The sequence below is a fragment of the Kiritimatiellales bacterium genome, from assembly GCA_041656295.1.
Lineage (GTDB): Bacteria > Verrucomicrobiota > Kiritimatiellia > Kiritimatiellales > Tichowtungiaceae > Tichowtungia.
In genome coordinates this window covers 55,001-71,582 of sequence record JBBADV010000004.1, presented here as the reverse complement: position 1 = coordinate 71,582, position 16,582 = coordinate 55,001, and the positions used below count along the sequence as shown (strand labels likewise).

Sequence of the window (16,582 nt, the reverse complement as noted above, 5' to 3'; positions counted from 1 at the left end):
CAAAGCGTTGTCTGCCTTCGTTGTCTTCTGTAAAACTAGTCTGCCGGCGTGAATGTTAATTTATCCTCTGCGGCATCCACTGTAACAGTTTTATCGCTTGCGATTTCACTGCGCAGAATGGCTTCCGCCAGCGGATCTTCAAGGTTGCGTTCGACCGACCGGCGCAACTGCCGTGCACCGTAAGCCTTATCAAATCCTTTGTGAATCAGATACTGTTTCGCGGCAGCGGTGAGATTTAATTTAATTCCGCGGGCATCAATGCGTTCCTGAACCTGCGCAATTTCGAGGTCAAGGATGGCTTCGATATCTTTTCTCGTCAGCTGCCGGAATACAATAATGTCAGTCAGGCGGTTGATGAGCTCCGGCTTAAAGATTTCTTTGCTGGCGGCGAGCATGGCATTACGCAGTTTTTCGTAATCGTTTTCCTCGCTGACCGGCGCAAAGCCCAGTCCGGACTTTGCCGAGTGCGTCGCACCGACATTCGAGGTCATGATAATAATCGTATTACGAAAATCAACGCTGCGTCCGAGGCTGTCGGTTAAACGCCCTTCTTCAAGAATTTGCAGCAGCATGTGCATCACATCCGGATGCGCCTTTTCAACTTCATCGAACAGCACCACGGAATACGGACGCCGGCGCACGCGTTCGGTGAGCTGCCCGCCCTCTTCGTGGCCGACATAGCCCGGCGGAGAACCGACAAGCCGCGACGCCGAAAATTTTTCCATATATTCAGACATATCAATCTGAATCAGCGAATCCTGATCATCAAACATATACCGCGCCAGTTCCTTCGCCAGCATGGTTTTGCCGACGCCGGTCGGGCCGAGAAATGCAAAGGAGCCGATCGGCCGGCGCGGATCTTTCAGTTCGGCGCGCGAACGGCGCAGGGCGCGCGAAATGGCGGATACCGCTTCATTCTGTCCGATCACGGTCTTCTCGATCTCCTCTTCCATCTGGAGCAGCTTAGCCAGCGCCTGCTCGCCCATTTTATCCACCGGCACGCCGGTCCATTTGGAAACGATCACGCGGATCTCCTCTTCATCCACTATGGAGAGATTCTCTTTGCGTTCGGACTCCCACTCTTTCAGCGCGGTATCGAGCTCTTCTTTTGCCTTGCGTTCGGCGTCGCGCTGTGCGGCGGCCTCTTCAAATTTCTGGTCGCGGATCGCAATATCCTTTTTCTGCTGCGCGTCGAGAATCCGCTGGCGGATCTCCTGAAATTCCGGCGGCTTCACCATGTGTGCAATGTGACTGCGCGCGCCGGCTTCATCCATCAGATCGATCGCCTTATCCGGCAGAAACCGGTCCGGCAGATAACGCGCCGAAAGTTTCGCCGCCGCTTCCAGCGCTGCGTCGGTGATTTTACAAAAGTGGTGATCTTCATATTTCGGACGGATACCGGTTAAAATCTGCACTGTTTCTTCAATCGTCGGTTCATTCACAATCACCGTTTGAAACCGGCGTTCGAGCGCCGCATCTTTTTCGATCGACTTGCGGTATTCGTTCAGCGTGGTTGCGCCGATGCACTGCATTTCGCCGCGCGACAGCGCCGGTTTAATAATATTCGCTGCATCCATCGTACCTTCCGCCGAACCGGCGCCGACGATGGTGTGCAGTTCGTCGAGGAACAGCAGAATATTTTTGGCTTTGCGGATTTCGTCCATCACCGCTTTGATGCGTTCCTCAAACTGCCCGCGATATTTTGTGCCGGCAACCATCAGCGCAAGGTCGAGCGTCACCACTTTTTTATCGGCGAGAAGCTGCGGCACCGTGCCGTTGGCAATCGCCTGAGCGAGTCCTTCGGCAATCGCTGTTTTCCCGACGCCTGCTTCGCCGAGCAGCACCGGATTATTCTTGGTGCGCCGGCAGAGAATCTGGATGACGCGTTCAATTTCATTTGCGCGGCCGATCACCGGATCGAGCTCGCCCTTTTTTGCCATCGCCGTCAAGTCGCGGCCGAACGCATTCAGCGCCGGCGTTTTTACCGCCTGTTTATCGCCCGATTTCTGCGGTGCGGCGCCGGCGGGATTGAATCCGGCGGCACTCTCTTCGCCGGCACCCATGGAGCCGTCATAATCCGGATCGAGCATCGCCATCACCTCTTCACGCGCCTCGTCGAGATCAACCCCCATATTTTCAAGTACGCGCGCGGCAATACCTTCACCTTCGCGCAGCAGCCCGAGCAGGATATGTTCAGTGCCGACATAACTGTGATTCAGCGAACGCCCTTCACTCGTTGCCAGCGCCAGCACTTTTTTCGCGCGCGGCGTGAATGGAATATTGCCGGTCATTTTTGTGTCCGACCCGGTGCCGACGGCCTTTTCCACCTCGATGCGCAGTGACTGTAAATCGACGCCGAGCGACTGCAGTACGCTCACCGCCACGCCGTCACCGAGTGCGACCAGTCCCAGCAGGATGTGTTCCGTCCCGACATAATTATGATTAAACCGTTCCGCCTCTTTGCGCGCCAGATGCAGCACACGCTGTGCTCTTGGTGTGAAATTATCCATAATTTAATTCCTTAAAATTCCGGCGATTATCCCAAAATACCTGTAGATTTCAATTGGATTTTTTGACCGCAAAACTCAACGCACGTTCAGGATTTATACCATGCTACAGTTCTCATGAGATGACCAACTCTATCATATGGCAAATTTTGTACAGTGCGGATTACATTAAAGGATAAAATTTCAGAATGTACCGTGTATTCCATCAACAATAAATTAATGAAAAAACTCTCATCATTTAAAATTAGCGGTAATATGTTTTCACCAGATATTTGGCATTGATGAATTTTTTTCATCCGGTTTTCTTAACTGTAAATTTCAGGTTTAGAGTTTGGAACGTTATGGGGATAAAAATAAAACTAGCAGGAGTTAAATCAATGCAAAATTTTTTCTGGTTACTAATATTGTCGGTTTTTTGTGTCTCCGCCGAACCGTTGTTTGAGACAACGACACTATGGGGAATGTATCCCAACAACCATCCCAATTACCGGATTCCGTCGATTATAACCGCCCCGAATGGCGATTTACTTGTTTTTGCAGAAAAACGGAATCATGGGATTCTTGATATCGGTGATACTGATATTGTAATGAAACGCAGCTCGGATTTGGGAAAAACATGGAGTAAAGAAATAATTGTATACGATCCGGGATACGAAACCTGTGCGGACATAACTCCTGTTATTGATCTAGAAAAAGGAAGGATTTGGATATTTTTCTTACGGGATAAAAAACGCTATTACACAATGCATAGTGATGATAATATGTATACATGGTGCAAACCTTATGAAATTCATTCATCAGTTGTTGCACCGGAATGGGATGACTATAACGCCGGCAAGAATCAAATTGTTTTTGTGCCACCGGGCACTTCAACTCGAGATAAAATTCAAACTTGGGAACGGAACTGGTTTCAACGTTACGGGGTTGGTCCCGGCGCCGCCGGAATCCAGAAAAAACAGTTTCCGCATAAAGGGCGCCTCATTATTCCCGCACGTCATATGGAGAATGGCGGGCACCGGTCACATGTCTTTTTCAGCGACGATCATGGCGCAACCTGGAAACTGGGCGGAACGGTTGGTGAGGGGAATGAGTGCCAGTTGGTTGAACTTCCCGACGGACGTCTTTTCATTAGCATGCGAGATCCAGACAACAGCCGGCGCCCGAATCGCTTAAGCCGCCGGTTTGCGCAGAGTCGCGATGGCGGAGAAGCTTGGGAGTCCTACACCCTCGCCGGGGAAAAAATTCCGACAGTACAATGTCATGCAAGTATTATCAATTATGACAACAAATTGCTGCTTTTTTCAAATCCAGCCAGCCGCTATCGCGAGGAGAAGCATCCTTACGGACGGTATAATATGACAGTGCGGTTCAGTCAGGACGGCGGAAACAACTGGATCGGTGGACACACAATCTGGGAACACCCCTCTTCTTATTCCGATATGACGGTACTTCCTGATGGAACAATTGGGCTAGTTTACGAAAGAGGACCGCAAGGCAGTACCCATTATTGGGATGAGTTGCAATTTGTGCGATTTAATATGGAATGGCTGCAGAACGGAATAATTTTGCTGAAAGACGCCTGTAAAATCTGTCATCGAGTCTGCTGCCGTTGTGACGGTACACGCTAAAATAATAACCTTGATCGGTAAGTAATGTTCACCAGTTCGTTGATGTTGTGCTGTTGGTAAAAAAGAGGGACAGTATGCGCACCAATTTGCAATAATACACAGGAGAGCTAATGAATTTTATAGTAAAATATGGACGAGTGATTTTAATGCTGCCTGTTTTGATATTTTCTGATCCTATTCCGATTATCAATCATAGTTTTGAAAGTGATCCTGTTGTCGCGGCAACGGTTACATTGCCGGACGGATGGTCGATACTTGCCACAGATGCCCCTAATGGGGCGAAGGGACTTATTCCGACTAATGATAATCAACACAGTGTTTCCGGAGCGATCGATGGGAATCAATACGTGTTTCTTTGCGGGCGTAAAAACTCTGGCAGTACAGACACATCTCCCAATTATCTATATCAGCAGGTGATCGGCGGAACCGGAGCGGCCGTTGTTTTAAAGAAGGGGGATCAGTTGATTTTGACAGTTGCGTTGGCAGTATCTCGTTATGATCTGCAAAATTTCAGCGTTGGTTTGTACAGTGATAGCGGGTTAACAGATGCTCTGATGGTTTTAGATCAAACGGATATTGCATTAACGACGACCTTCACGGATTACGAGCTGACATGGACAGTTACGGCTGCTTATGCCGGAACACCCGTTTATGTCGGGTTTTCAGCGGATGATATTGCTACGACAGCCTCTACTCCTCGGCTAGGCATCGATAACGTCCGATTGACACTGGGGAAAAGCAATGGAATTTCGCTGTATTTAATACACTGATGATTTGTGTCACAACCGCATTAGGTTGGATAAATTAGAAACAAGATGACTATGAAAAAAATTATACAAATGATTTTATTGTTGTCTGCTTCCGCAGGTATACCTCAAGCATTTTCTATTTCAGGAGCAATCTCGATTCCTGTAGAAAATCACAGCTTTGAAAAACCGGAGAATTCTAAAACCGTTCTCGGCAATCCGGGGGAATCGTGGACTTGGATTGCTGCCGGATCCCCAAATTCTGCTTGCGGCGTTATCCAAGGCGGACAACACGGACGACAGTACTTATTTATTGCTGCCAGGAAAAAAAATAAAACCGATTTCGGAGTGCCGAACCGGTTATACCAGCGTATTGATCATCAAGTAAAAGTGGGAGATAAACTGGTTTTAACAGTTGCTTTAAGCGCCTATGCTGGAGACCCGGAAAATTTTAATTTTGGTTTGTTTGCGGATGAAACGATGAAAAATCCACTGGCTCTAAAGACCGGCACAGAGGTAGCACTATCGAATAATTTCAGAGATTTTTCTGTGGAATGGGTTGTTGGCAAGAATGAAGTCGCGAATAAATTTTACATTGGATTTCAAGTGGAAGACTACGGTTCTGATGTTTCTACACCAAGATTGGGTGTTGACAATATCCGGTTGAGTAAATCGGAAGGCATAAAAATGGCGTCGACACAACCGAGAATTCCTTTTTTTGAAATGCAAGAGCTATTTATTGGTCGTGGCGGACGTAATATTGTCGTTGCGCTAGACGGAACAGTGCTCGCATTTCATACTCCAGATGTGGGGTTCCGTCGCAGCCAAGATGGCGGCGCGACCTGGACAGATTTGGAAATAATCGATAAGAGGGCCAAGGGAAATGTGATCGTGGATACAAATTCCGGCGATATTCTTTATATAAATCCAGCTAAGGGTCTCCTTTGGCGCAGTACAGATCATGGGAATAGCTGGAGACAAGAGACTATGCATATCGAACCAAACTTCTTTGGACATGGTACACCGGACGGTATTCCGCAAAATTCGGTTGCTGCAGAATCCGGCATCACAATTCAATTCGGTGCGTATCCTAGACGGCTGCTATCGCCAAGCCGGATTGCGGCGCCATCAAACTCAAACGACGAAAAATATCGCGCGTATCACTATAATTGCGCTTTGTATAGCGATGACGGCGGAAAAAATTGGCAGACCAGTGATCCGTTTCCAATTCTTGGAACAGGAGAGGGTGCGCTGGTTGAATTGTCGACTGGAGAAATTTATTACAATTCGCGCTGTCATACTGCTACGGATTGTAAACGCCGCGAAGCCTGGAGCTTCGATTCCGGGCGCACCTGGATAAACCCCGGCAAGGCAGATCTTCCCGACGGATTAATTGGCGATTCATATGGGTGCCACGGGGGATTAATCCGTTTACCTTTTGAAGGGCAGGATATCATACTGTTCAGTAATTTAGATGCGGAGATGACCGGCGGTATGCGGAATCGGCGAAACATAACCGTCTGGGTGAGTTTCGACGGGGCAAAAAGCTGGCCGGTGAAAAAACTGATTTATGATGGGCCGGGAGCTTATTCCTGCATGGCTTCCGGGCGTCCGGGCACACAGACTGATGGCTTAATTTACATGTTGTTTGAAGGCGGGGCTGAAGGGGTTGAATCTGCGATTCAACTTGTCAGATTTAACTTAGAATGGCTTTTAGACGGCGTCGATATATCTCAGTTTTTTAAGGGTTCTATGTGAAGAAAAAACGAAAGGAGGGTGATCATGCAAAAAACTGCAAAATTCATAGTATGGATAATGTGTTTGGTTGCACTGACCGGCAATACAGACCCAGTTAAGGTATTAAATCATAGTTTTGAAATAGATGAAATGACAAAGCCAATGCTCATAACGCCCGCGGATTGGCAATATTCTGGAAAAGATGCCGCTAAGGGTGGACGGGGTCTCATTACAAAACGTGATCCACAAAGCCATTCAATCTACGGTAAGATCGACAAAGATCAATACGCATTTCTTTGCGGGCGTAAAAACTCCGACAGTACAGACACATCTCCAAATTATCTGTATCAACAGATAATCGGAGAGAAAAGCTCACCGATCCGTCTGAAAACAGGAGACCAACTAATATTAACCGTTGCTTTGGCAGATGCACGGTTTGGTGTGCAACGCTTCAGTTTTGGGCTGTATAGTGATCCTGCACTGACAGATGCATTGGCAATTCTGGAAAGCAAAGACATCACATTGAGTAAGCAATTTACAGATTATACACTCAAGTGGACGGTCCCTGCTAAATATGTAGGCACACCGGTTTATATTGGATTCTCATCGTATGATGTCGGGACAACTGCGAGTACCCCGCGACTTGGAATTGATAATGTCCGGTTGGAATATAAAAAATAAATGAAATTCTTTAAATATTAAAGCAGGTTTCTGTCGGAAAAGTGGTAATGTTTTTTTACCAGAAGATAATAATTGTGATACATGGAAGAGCGGCTAAGATTGCGGTCATATATTAAGATAAACAAGGGTGGTACTTGTTTAGGAACAGTAATAATAGCCTAATTAAGGAGGAGGAATCAAATGAAGAAAATAGTAAAATTCGCAATGGCAGTGTGCTCAGTTGCATTACTGGGGAATGCTGACTTGCTTACAAATTCAATTGCGGTGGCAAATCACAGTTTTGAAAGTGATCCTGTTATGGAGCCAAAGGTTGGTTTGCCGGACGGATGGTCGATACTTGCCACAGATGCCCCTAATGGGGCGAAGGGACTTATTCCGACTAATGATAATCAACACAGTGTTTCCGGAGCGATCGATGGGAATCAATACGCGTTTCTTTGCGGGCGTAAAAACACTGGTAGTACGGACACATCCCCCAATTATCTATATCAGCAGGTGATCGGCGGAACCGGAGCTGCCGTTGTTTTAAAGGAGGGAGACCAGCTGATTTTGACGGTCGCATTAGCAATATCACGATTTGATCTGCAAAATTTCAGCGTTGGTTTGTACAGTGATAGCGGGTTAACAGATGCTCTGATGATTTTAGATCAAACGGATATTGCATTAACGACGACCTTCACGGATTACGAGCTGACATGGACAGTTACGGCTGCTTATGCCGGAACACCCGTTTATGTCGGGTTTTCAGCGGATGATATTGCTATGACAGCCTCTACACCTCGGCTAGGCATCGATAACGTTAGGCTGGGACATGTCATCCCTGAGCCGGCGACAATTGGTATCATAAGTTTTGGTGCTTTAGTTGCATATGCAGTACGCCGGCTCCGGAGAGACTAGCTGACCATCTAACAGATGAAACTGCCGGATTTTAAAATCCGGCAGTTGTGTTATCCGGAGTCTCTCTTATGAAAACGATGCTGAGTTGGATGGTGCTGACCTATACATCTGTTGTGTTTGGTGAAGTTACCTATCTTAACCTTTTTGTTTCTGGAAATGATGGATATAACACATATCGCATTCCTGCACTGATTACGGCAGCAGATGGAACAGTTCTTGCATTTTGCGAAGGAAGACGGGACGGCAAAGGCGATACCGGGAAGATCGATTTAATCATAAAACGTTCCATGGACGGCGGAAAAAACTGGAGCGATCAAACCGTTATCTGGGCAGATGGTGACAACACCTGCGGGAATCCCTGCGCAGTAATGGATGAAAATACCGGTCGGATTTTTTTATTTTCAACCTGGAACCTCGGCAGCGATCATGAACGCGATATTATGGCTGGAACGAGTGCTGATACGCGCCGGGTTTTTTATTTAACCAGTGATGACCACGGCGTAACGTGGTCAAAACCTGTAGAAATTACATCCAGTGCCAAACGGAACAACTGGCGCTGGTATGCAACCGGTCCCGGCACCGGAATTCAATTAAAATACGGCATGAAAAAAGGGCGTTTAATTATTCCGGCGAACCATTCATTTAATCTGGATGACGGGACGAGTATCTATGGCGCTCATGTCATTTACAGTGATGATGGCGGGAAAAACTGGCAAATTGGTGATTCAGTGGTTCCGGGCGCAAATGAGAGCCAGTCAGTTGAGTTGCTGGATGGCACGCTAGTGCTTAACTCCAGAAATCATCTTTATCGCGGGACACGGATTATTGCCCGCAGTCCGGATGGCGGAGAACGCTGGACGAATGTGGATTATCAATCCAATCTGATCGAGCCGCGCTGTCAGGCCGGCTTTATTCGCTATTCACCGAATAAATTTTCTGCCGAAAATATCCTGCTTTTTTCAAATCCGGCAGAATCAAAACGCATTCGGATGACGATTAAAGCCAGTGCAGATGAAGGTCAGACCTGGAATGATGGACTGATGCTTCATTCCGGTCCTTCAGCTTATTCCAGTCTAGCGGTTCTACCCGATGGAGGGATCGGATGCTGTTTTGAGGCGGGCGAAAAAGGGCCGTATGAGAAAATCATTTTTTCGGCAGTTAGCCGGTTGCTGATTCTTAAATAACGGCGGGAAATGAAACCGTTATTTCACGATCAGATTCGTGGAAACTGGGCGACGCTGCTGCTTCCCTTGAATCGTGACAACAGCATTGATGATAATGCACTGGCCGATGAAATTGATCGGTTGATTTTTTTCGGTGTTGACGGAATTTATTCAAACGGCAGCGCCGGTGAATTTTATAATCAAACGGAAGCAGAATTTGATAGGATTAATGGAATATTAGCGGAACGATGTGAAAAAGCCGGTATGCCTTTTCAAATCGGTGCAAGTCACATGAGCCCTGTTCTTGCCGTTGAGAGGGCCCGCCGCGCAGCAGCATTGAAACCCTCTGCAATACAGGTTATTCTTCCCGACTGGTTTGTGCCGACATTGGCAGAGGATATTGATTTCCTGCTTCGCCTCAGTGAAGTTTGCGATCCGGTTGGATTGGTGCTGTACAACCCTCCGCATGCGAAACGGGTATTGACTCCGCTGGAAATTGGGAAGTTAAAGAAGAACGTTACAGCATTAACCGGTGTGAAAGTTTGCGATGGCGATCAGGAATGGTATCGACAAATGCGGGAAAATTGCACCGGTTTATCCGTTTTTATTCCCGGTCATCATCTCGCCACCGGAGTCGCAAGCGGAGCACATGGCGCTTATTCAAATATCGCCTGCATTCACCCGCTGGCGGCACAACGCTGGTATAATCAAATGAAAAAAGATATGCCGGCGGCACGGGAGCTTGAAACGCGTATACAGTGTTTTATGAACGACAACATTGTTCCTTATCTTCGCGGGGGATATTCAAATATGGCAGTGGATAAATTGATGGCGGCAGCAGGCGGATGGTGTGCAATACATCCCCGGCTTCGTTGGCCGTACCGTGGAGCCGGCGAAAGTGAAATAAAGGTTGTACACAAGGCAGTTCAACACCTTATTCCAGAGTTTATTGTATCTGAATAGCCGGTCAATAAAAGTAACCGGTTTAAGTAACTGGAGTCCGGCAGATAACAGATTCATCCTTTCTGAATTATAAATTGAAAAAGAAAGGATGTGAAAAATGGAATTTTGTCTTAAAACAGCCGGACTGGTTGCGGCGCCGTTTACGCCGATGCTGGCAAACGGCAAACTGAATCTTGCGGCGGTCGGTTTGTATGCAGAATATTTGCATCGCAAACATGTTGTCGGCGCATTTATTTGCGGAACAACCGGCGAAGGGATGTCGTTGACATTAGCAGAACGGATGCAACTCGCGGAAAAATGGGTTGCCTGCGCACCGGTGGATTTAAAAATTTTTGTACATGTCGGACATGTCTCACTGGCTGACAGTTGTGCTCTCGCAAAACATGCAGCGGATACCGGCGCCGGCAGTATTGCAACGATGGCGCCGTTTTTCTTTAAACCGGACGGCGTTGCCGGTCTGGCGGACTGGTGTGAACAGATTGCGGCGGCGGCGCCGGAACTTCCATTCTACTATTACCACATACCGTCAATGACCGGTTTTAATATTGCCGTAAGCGATTTCCTTGAAATCGCCGCACCCCGCATTCCGAATCTTGCCGGAATTAAATATACTTTTGAGGATCTTAACGATTTTGAGCGCTGCCTGAAATTCGATAATGGACGGTATGATGTGCTGTTCGGACGTGACGAGTTATTATTATCGGCGCTGCGGTTCGGCAGTTACGGCGCCGTCGGCAGCACCTATAATTTTGCGGCGCCGCTTTATTATGATCTGATCGCGGCATATCGGCGCGGCGACTTAGTCGAGGCCGAAAAACTTCAGGCCGTCGCCGTGGCGATGATTGACGCACTGGTAAATTCCGGTGCCGCACCGACGGCGGCATTTAAATGGCTGATGTCCCGCGCCGGAGTGGACTGCGGTCCGGCGCGCCGTCCGCTTTTCCCGCCGACACCGGAACAGATTGAAAAGTTAAATGTAGCCCTTGAGGGCACCGGCGCGCTAAAATGGATTCTATAATCATGAAGTGTAAAATGAAATTTGTAATTCCGATACTGTGCGGATTGCTGTGCGCCGGCGGTTTCAGCGAATTGATCTGGGAGCCATTGCCGCCGCTGCCGTATCAGAACGGCGTGGCGGGCGCATTCGCCGGTGCGCATAACGGTGTATTGATTGCTGCCGGCGGCGCAGATTTTCCAGTGGCCGCCGGCGAGGATTTATGGGCAGTTCCAAAAAAATGGCATGCTGAAATTTATGTTTTAACAGGACTGTCAAAAGGAACGCCGGAATGGCGCACCGGATTTCATTTGGATTCAGAAATCGCTTATGGCGCATCAGCAAGCACATCGTTTGGTGTGGTTTGTCTGGGCGGCGATGACGGCACAGCAATTTCGGCGCGGGCATTTATTCTGCAATGGGACGGCGAAAAAATAATCAATATTCCACTGCCGGACCTTCCGCAGCCTTGTGCGTATGGCGCCGCGGCCGTGATCGGCAATACAGTGTATCTCGCCGGAGGACAGAGCGGTTCCAAGTTAGAATCGGCGTTGCAGAATTTCTGGTCGCTGGATTTGTCGAAAATAAATTCCGGCGATGAATCATTTAACTGGCAGGAACTTCCGGCGTGGCCCGGCCCGGCGCGCGCATTTAATTTAACGGTGGCGCAGCACAATGGATTTGAGATGTGTGTTTATGTGATCAGCGGTCGCTGGAATTCCGGTGCCGGCGTTGAAGCACTGAACGATGTTTACGAATACAGTCCATCGAAAAAGGAGTGGCGCCGGCGTACAGATGTACCGGCGCCAGTCATGGCGGGCACCGGCGCCGCATCCGGCCAGTCGCACATTTTTATTTTGAGCGGCGCAGACGGTTCATTGTTCGGCCGCGAAGCAGAACTGAAAAATTCGCATCCGGGGTTTCCGAAACGCACATGGGCATATCATACCATTACAGATACATGGATTCATGCCGGCGAAACACCATGCAATCAGGTAACCACGCCGGCGGTAAAATCCGGCGAGGATATATTTTTAATTTCCGGCGAAAGCCGCCCGCGCGTCCGCACGCCTGATGTCTGGCGGATTCAGGTGCAGGCGGAACCGCGCGCCGGTTTCGGCGCCATAAATTTCACGGTGCTGATTATTTATCTGCTCGGTGTTACCGGCGTCGGGTTTTATTTCATGCGGAAGAATAAAAACACAAACGATTATTTTCGCGGCGGACAGCAGATTCCGTGGTGGGTCGCCGGCTGTTCAATTTTTGCGACCATGCTGAGTTCCATTACCTTCATGGCAATTCCGGCGAAAGCGTATGCGCAGGACTGGCTGATGCTGCTTGGCAATTTTATGATCGTCCTGGTTGCTCCGGTGGCGGTGTATCTGGCGCTGCCGTTTTTCCGGCGAATTGATGCCACCAGTGCGTATGAATATCTGGAAAAACGATTCAACCGTCCGGTACGTTTACTGGCGAGCGGACTGTTTTCAGTATTTCATGTGTTCCGCATGGGCATTGTGATGTCGCTCGCCGGTTTAGCGCTGGCAACTTTGACGCCGTTGACGCCGGCACAATCGGTCTTAATTATGGGTGTGCTCAGCATGCTTTACTGCACCGTCGGCGGACTTGAAGCCGTGGTCTGGACGGATACAATTCAGACCTTTGTTCTGCTTGGCGGTGCACTGCTGTGTTTAATCTTAATTTGTTTCCGTCTTGAAGACGGCGCCGGCGAAATACTGACCGTTGCGCTCGCCGACGGAAAACTCCGGCTGGCAGATTTGGATTTTTCGATAACGAGTTACACCGCGATGGCCGTCTGGGTAGTGGTTATCGGCGGAATCGGACAGAACATTTCTTCATACATTGGTGATCAGGCGGTGGTTCAACGCTATATGTCGACGCCGGACAGACAAACAGCAGCGCGTTCCATCTGGACCAATGCGGTATTAACCGTTCCGGCGAGCCTGCTGTTTTTCGGTATCGGAACTGCACTGTATACGTTTTATAAAAAAAACCCGGCGCTGCTCGATCCCACCATCAACACCGATCAGATTTTCCCGCTGTTTATTTCCACCGAAGTTCCGGCGGGCATCGCCGGACTGATCGTCGCCGGAGTTTTTGCCGCTGCGCAATCCACCATTTCCACCAGTATGAATTCAACTGCGACAACCATCGTCACCGATTTCCTGCAGCCGTTTAATCTTTGTCGCAACGACCGCAACTATTTAAGAGCCGGACAGATTTTCACCTTTGTGCTCGGTCTTGCCGGAACGTTGATCGGTCTGCTGTTTGTGCATCCCGCCATTACATCACTTTTCGACGCATTTATCACTGTGATCGGACTGTTCATGGGTGTGCTCGGCGGTGTGTTCTGTCTGGGAATGCTCACGCGGCGGGCGAACGGCAAAGGAACAACCGCCGGAACCGTTATTGCCGTTACACTGCTTTGGCTGATCCGGCAGTACACACCGGTGCACTGGTTCCTTTACAGCGCTATCGGCATCGCATTGTGTTTCGTCTTCGGCTATCTGTTCAGCCTGATTCTGCCGGCGGGCGTAAAAGATATTCGCGGGTTAACTGTTTTCGACCAGCCCTCCGGAAATGATTAAACTGTATCGCCGTTCAGAAATGTCGGCATCAACCGGATCGGATGCACCGGCACCGGTCCGGAGCGCACCATCTGTAAAATAATGTGCGAAAACTGCCGGGCATATTTTTCAGGATCACTGACATACCGTGCCGGTACCGGTGAAACAAACTGGAGAAAAGCGTCGTCGTCTCTTGAAATCACCGCCATCTCTCCCGGCAGTTTAAATCCGCAGTGGGTGAGGTATGTCAATACCGTCAGGACGTGCGCAGAGCGTGCCACCAGAAAGCCCGTCGGTGCATTCTGCCGGCGCAGGCAGCCTTCCAGCTGCTTAATAATATCTTCGCGGCTTCCATTGTGCCGGAGGACAACCGGCAGAATATCACGACCGAGCCCTTCACAGAATCCGGCTTCACTCTCCGTATCACCGAACAAACCCTTATTTGGAATGACCAGCGCCAGGCGCGAATGTCCTTTACGCCGGAAAACTCCCACGGCGTGCCGGCATGCCGCGTGATAATCAATATCAATCGACGGCAGAGAAATTTCCGGCGGGCAGGAGCCGGCAACCAGACAAGGGACGCGCTGCGCCTGAAACCAGCGCTGTACCGGCGGTGCGGCCAGCAGCAGAATCCAGAGTGTCGACGGTGTGCTGTGAATCAACCGTGCCAGCGCGCGTTCCGGTTTATTCGACGTGCCTGCACGACTGCTATGAAACTGCAGCCGGTACCCCTGTTTATTCAGATTCGCGCGAACTTCATCAATCCAAAACAGCACAAACGGCGGCAGTGATTTTAACGGCAGCGGTGATAATACACTGACAATATTATTTTGTACCGGGCGGTTCTTCTGTTTTTTCTGCTGAACAATCTGCCGGCGTTTGCCGGCAGCATTCTTTAGCCGTCCCTTGCGTTCTAGAACCTGCAGTGCCTGCCGGAGCGTCGGACGGCTGATTTGCAGTTCTTCACACAGTGTTCGTTCGCCTGGCAGAAAATTATTCCACCGTCCGGCATCCAGTTGTTCCGTTAAAATCTGTGCCGCACTTTCTACCAGCGAGTGGCGTTGCGGCAGATTCATTTTATTTGACAGATACGGACTCATGATTTGGTCAATAAACATTACCGGAAATCCAATCACAGGCCAGCTTTAATGCAAATAAACTTAAAAAGTGCATCAACTGAATCAAAAAATTATGCTGCCGTCATTCCGTTACATTCAGGATCTCCGGCACTTCCACGGATTTGGGCGATCGGGGAAGCAAACACATCCGTATTATGCCCATTCGTACAGTGCGTGGGAGCCCGGCGGAAAGGAGAACACGACCGGCTCATCCGGCGGTTTATTCTGAAAGGGAGAAAGTTAGGATGAATCAGCAGGAAGCGGCATGAATCAAAACGCTTTAACCGGACACTTGCTTTTACAATCTGCCCCCGCAGGTTGCCGCAGAATTTTTTTTAAAAAAACTGTTGCACCGGATTTTAATCAGCGTATTATTGCTCGCCTTGTTTGAAACAGAACAGACCGCAAGCGGGATGAAAAAATCAGACAGAAAATGTTCTTCGAAAAAAGTTAAAAAAAACGGTTGACCCGGTAATGATGAATATCATACCTTGATCGTTGCTCCAACGGGAAGAACGCCTGTTTAAGGCAGGTGAAAAAACGTTGGTGTTTTTTTTGCTCTTTGAAAACTGAATGACTCACGAATATCATTTCGATTCAGAAATGGTACGATTTGTTTTAAGCAAACGTTTCAAAATGTTTCCGTATATAATTATCGGAGAGTTTGATCCTGGCTCAGAACGAACACTGGCGGCGTGGATTAGGCATGCAAGTCGAGCGAGATTAATCTGATTCAATTCTTCGGAAAAGAGACAGATTATGAGAGCGGCGAACGGGTGAGTAATGTATGGGTAATTTACCTTAAAGTTCGGGATAGCCATTCGAAAGGGTGGGTAATACCGGATGTGTTCGGATACCGCATGGTATCCTGTATAAAGACGGGGATCTTCGGACCTGGCGCTTTAAGATAAGCCCATATCCTATCAGCTTGTTGGTAAGGTAACTGCTTACCAAGGCTTACGGGTAGCCGACCTGAGAGGGTGACCGGCCACACTGGGACTGAGACACTGCCCAGACTCCTACGGGAGGCTGCAGTCGAGAATCATTGTCAATGTACGAAAGTATGAACATGCGACGCCGCGTGGAGGACGAAGGCCTTCGGGTTGTAAACTCCTGTCATGAGGGAGTAAGTGCAGATGGGTTAATACCCCGTTCTGCTTGATAGTACCTCAAGAGGAAGTCACGGCTAACTCTGTGCCAGCAGCCGCGGTAATACAGAGGTGGCGAGTGTTGTTCGGATTTACTGGGCGTAAAGGGTCCGCAGGCGGTCCTGTGTGTCAGATGTGAAATGCCACGGCTTAACCGTGGAATTGCATTTGAAACTACAGGACTAGAGTACAGGAGAGGAGAAGGGAATTCATAGTGTAGCGGTGAAATGCGTAGATATTATGAAGAACACCGGAGGCGAAAGCGCTTCTCTGGACTGATACTGACGCTCATGGACGAAAGCTGGGGGAGCGAAGAGCATTAGATACGCTCGTAGTCCCAGCCGTAAACGGTGCACACTTGATGTGGGAGGTTTACCCCCTTCCGTGTCGGAGCTAACGCGTTAAGTGTGCCGCC

General features: G+C 48.9%; 12 protein-coding genes and 1 rRNA gene (1 of these 13 only partly in view). 11 read left to right on the top strand and 2 right to left on the bottom strand.

The features are described from left to right. Positions 1–35: 35 nt before the first annotated feature. Complete coding sequence (locus tag WC959_03635; GenBank protein MFA5688224.1) at positions 36–2,510, bottom strand: ATP-dependent Clp protease ATP-binding subunit; 2,475 nt, start codon at positions 2,508–2,510, stop codon at positions 36–38. Between the two features lie 374 nt (positions 2,511–2,884). Here WC959_03635 and WC959_03630 point away from each other — a divergent pair, with 374 nt between their 5' ends. The 9 genes from WC959_03630 (at position 2,885) to WC959_03590 (ending at position 13,922) form a co-directional block, all read left to right on the top strand. After that, positions 2,885–4,135: a sialidase family protein gene (locus WC959_03630; GenBank protein ID MFA5688223.1), complete on the top strand. Its 1,251-nt coding sequence runs from the start codon at positions 2,885–2,887 to the stop codon at positions 4,133–4,135. A 110-nt stretch (positions 4,136–4,245) separates the two neighbouring features. Beyond that, a complete protein-coding gene (locus tag WC959_03625) occupies positions 4,246–4,905 on the top strand; it encodes a hypothetical protein (GenBank protein MFA5688222.1) in 660 nt (219 codons plus the stop codon). A gap of 51 nt (positions 4,906–4,956) precedes the next feature. Then, positions 4,957–6,639, top strand: coding sequence for a sialidase family protein (locus tag WC959_03620; protein MFA5688221.1), 1,683 nt, complete (start codon positions 4,957–4,959; stop codon positions 6,637–6,639). 24 nt (positions 6,640–6,663) lie between these two features. Beyond that, complete coding sequence (locus tag WC959_03615) at positions 6,664–7,299, top strand: hypothetical protein (GenBank protein MFA5688220.1); 636 nt, start codon at positions 6,664–6,666, stop codon at positions 7,297–7,299. A 180-nt stretch (positions 7,300–7,479) separates the two neighbouring features. Continuing rightward, positions 7,480–8,196, top strand: a complete 717-nt coding sequence (locus WC959_03610) for a PEP-CTERM sorting domain-containing protein (protein MFA5688219.1) — start codon at positions 7,480–7,482, stop codon at positions 8,194–8,196. A gap of 68 nt (positions 8,197–8,264) precedes the next feature. Continuing rightward, complete coding sequence (locus tag WC959_03605; GenBank protein MFA5688218.1) at positions 8,265–9,380, top strand: sialidase family protein; 1,116 nt, start codon at positions 8,265–8,267, stop codon at positions 9,378–9,380. A gap of 9 nt (positions 9,381–9,389) precedes the next feature. Then, positions 9,390–10,322, top strand: coding sequence for a dihydrodipicolinate synthase family protein (locus WC959_03600; protein MFA5688217.1), 933 nt, complete (start codon positions 9,390–9,392; stop codon positions 10,320–10,322). Positions 10,323–10,419: 97 nt separating this feature from the next. Continuing rightward, positions 10,420–11,340 carry a dihydrodipicolinate synthase family protein gene (locus tag WC959_03595; GenBank protein ID MFA5688216.1) on the top strand — a complete coding sequence of 307 codons (921 nt, stop codon included), beginning with the start codon at positions 10,420–10,422 and terminating at the stop codon, positions 11,338–11,340. 14 nt (positions 11,341–11,354) lie between these two features. Beyond that, the gene (locus WC959_03590) at positions 11,355–13,922 is read left to right on the top strand and encodes a sodium/solute symporter (protein MFA5688215.1); all 2,568 of its coding nucleotides are present in this window, start codon (positions 11,355–11,357) and stop codon (positions 13,920–13,922) included. Here WC959_03590 and WC959_03585 read toward each other — a convergent pair. After that, on the bottom strand, positions 13,919–15,001 hold the full coding sequence (locus tag WC959_03585) for a substrate-binding domain-containing protein (GenBank protein MFA5688214.1): 1,083 nt from the start codon (positions 14,999–15,001) through the stop codon (positions 13,919–13,921). The two genes, WC959_03590 and WC959_03585, sit on opposite strands and share 4 nt — an antisense overlap. Positions 15,002–15,284: 283 nt before the next feature. Here WC959_03585 and WC959_03580 point away from each other — a divergent pair, with 283 nt between their 5' ends. Both WC959_03580 and WC959_03575 read left to right on the top strand, forming a co-directional pair. Continuing rightward, positions 15,285–15,410 (top strand): hypothetical protein, encoded by a 126-nt coding sequence (locus WC959_03580; GenBank protein MFA5688213.1) that lies wholly within the window; start codon positions 15,285–15,287, stop codon positions 15,408–15,410. Between the two features lie 261 nt (positions 15,411–15,671). Further along, positions 15,672–16,582 (top strand): 16S ribosomal RNA (locus WC959_03575) (it continues 662 nt past the right edge of the window).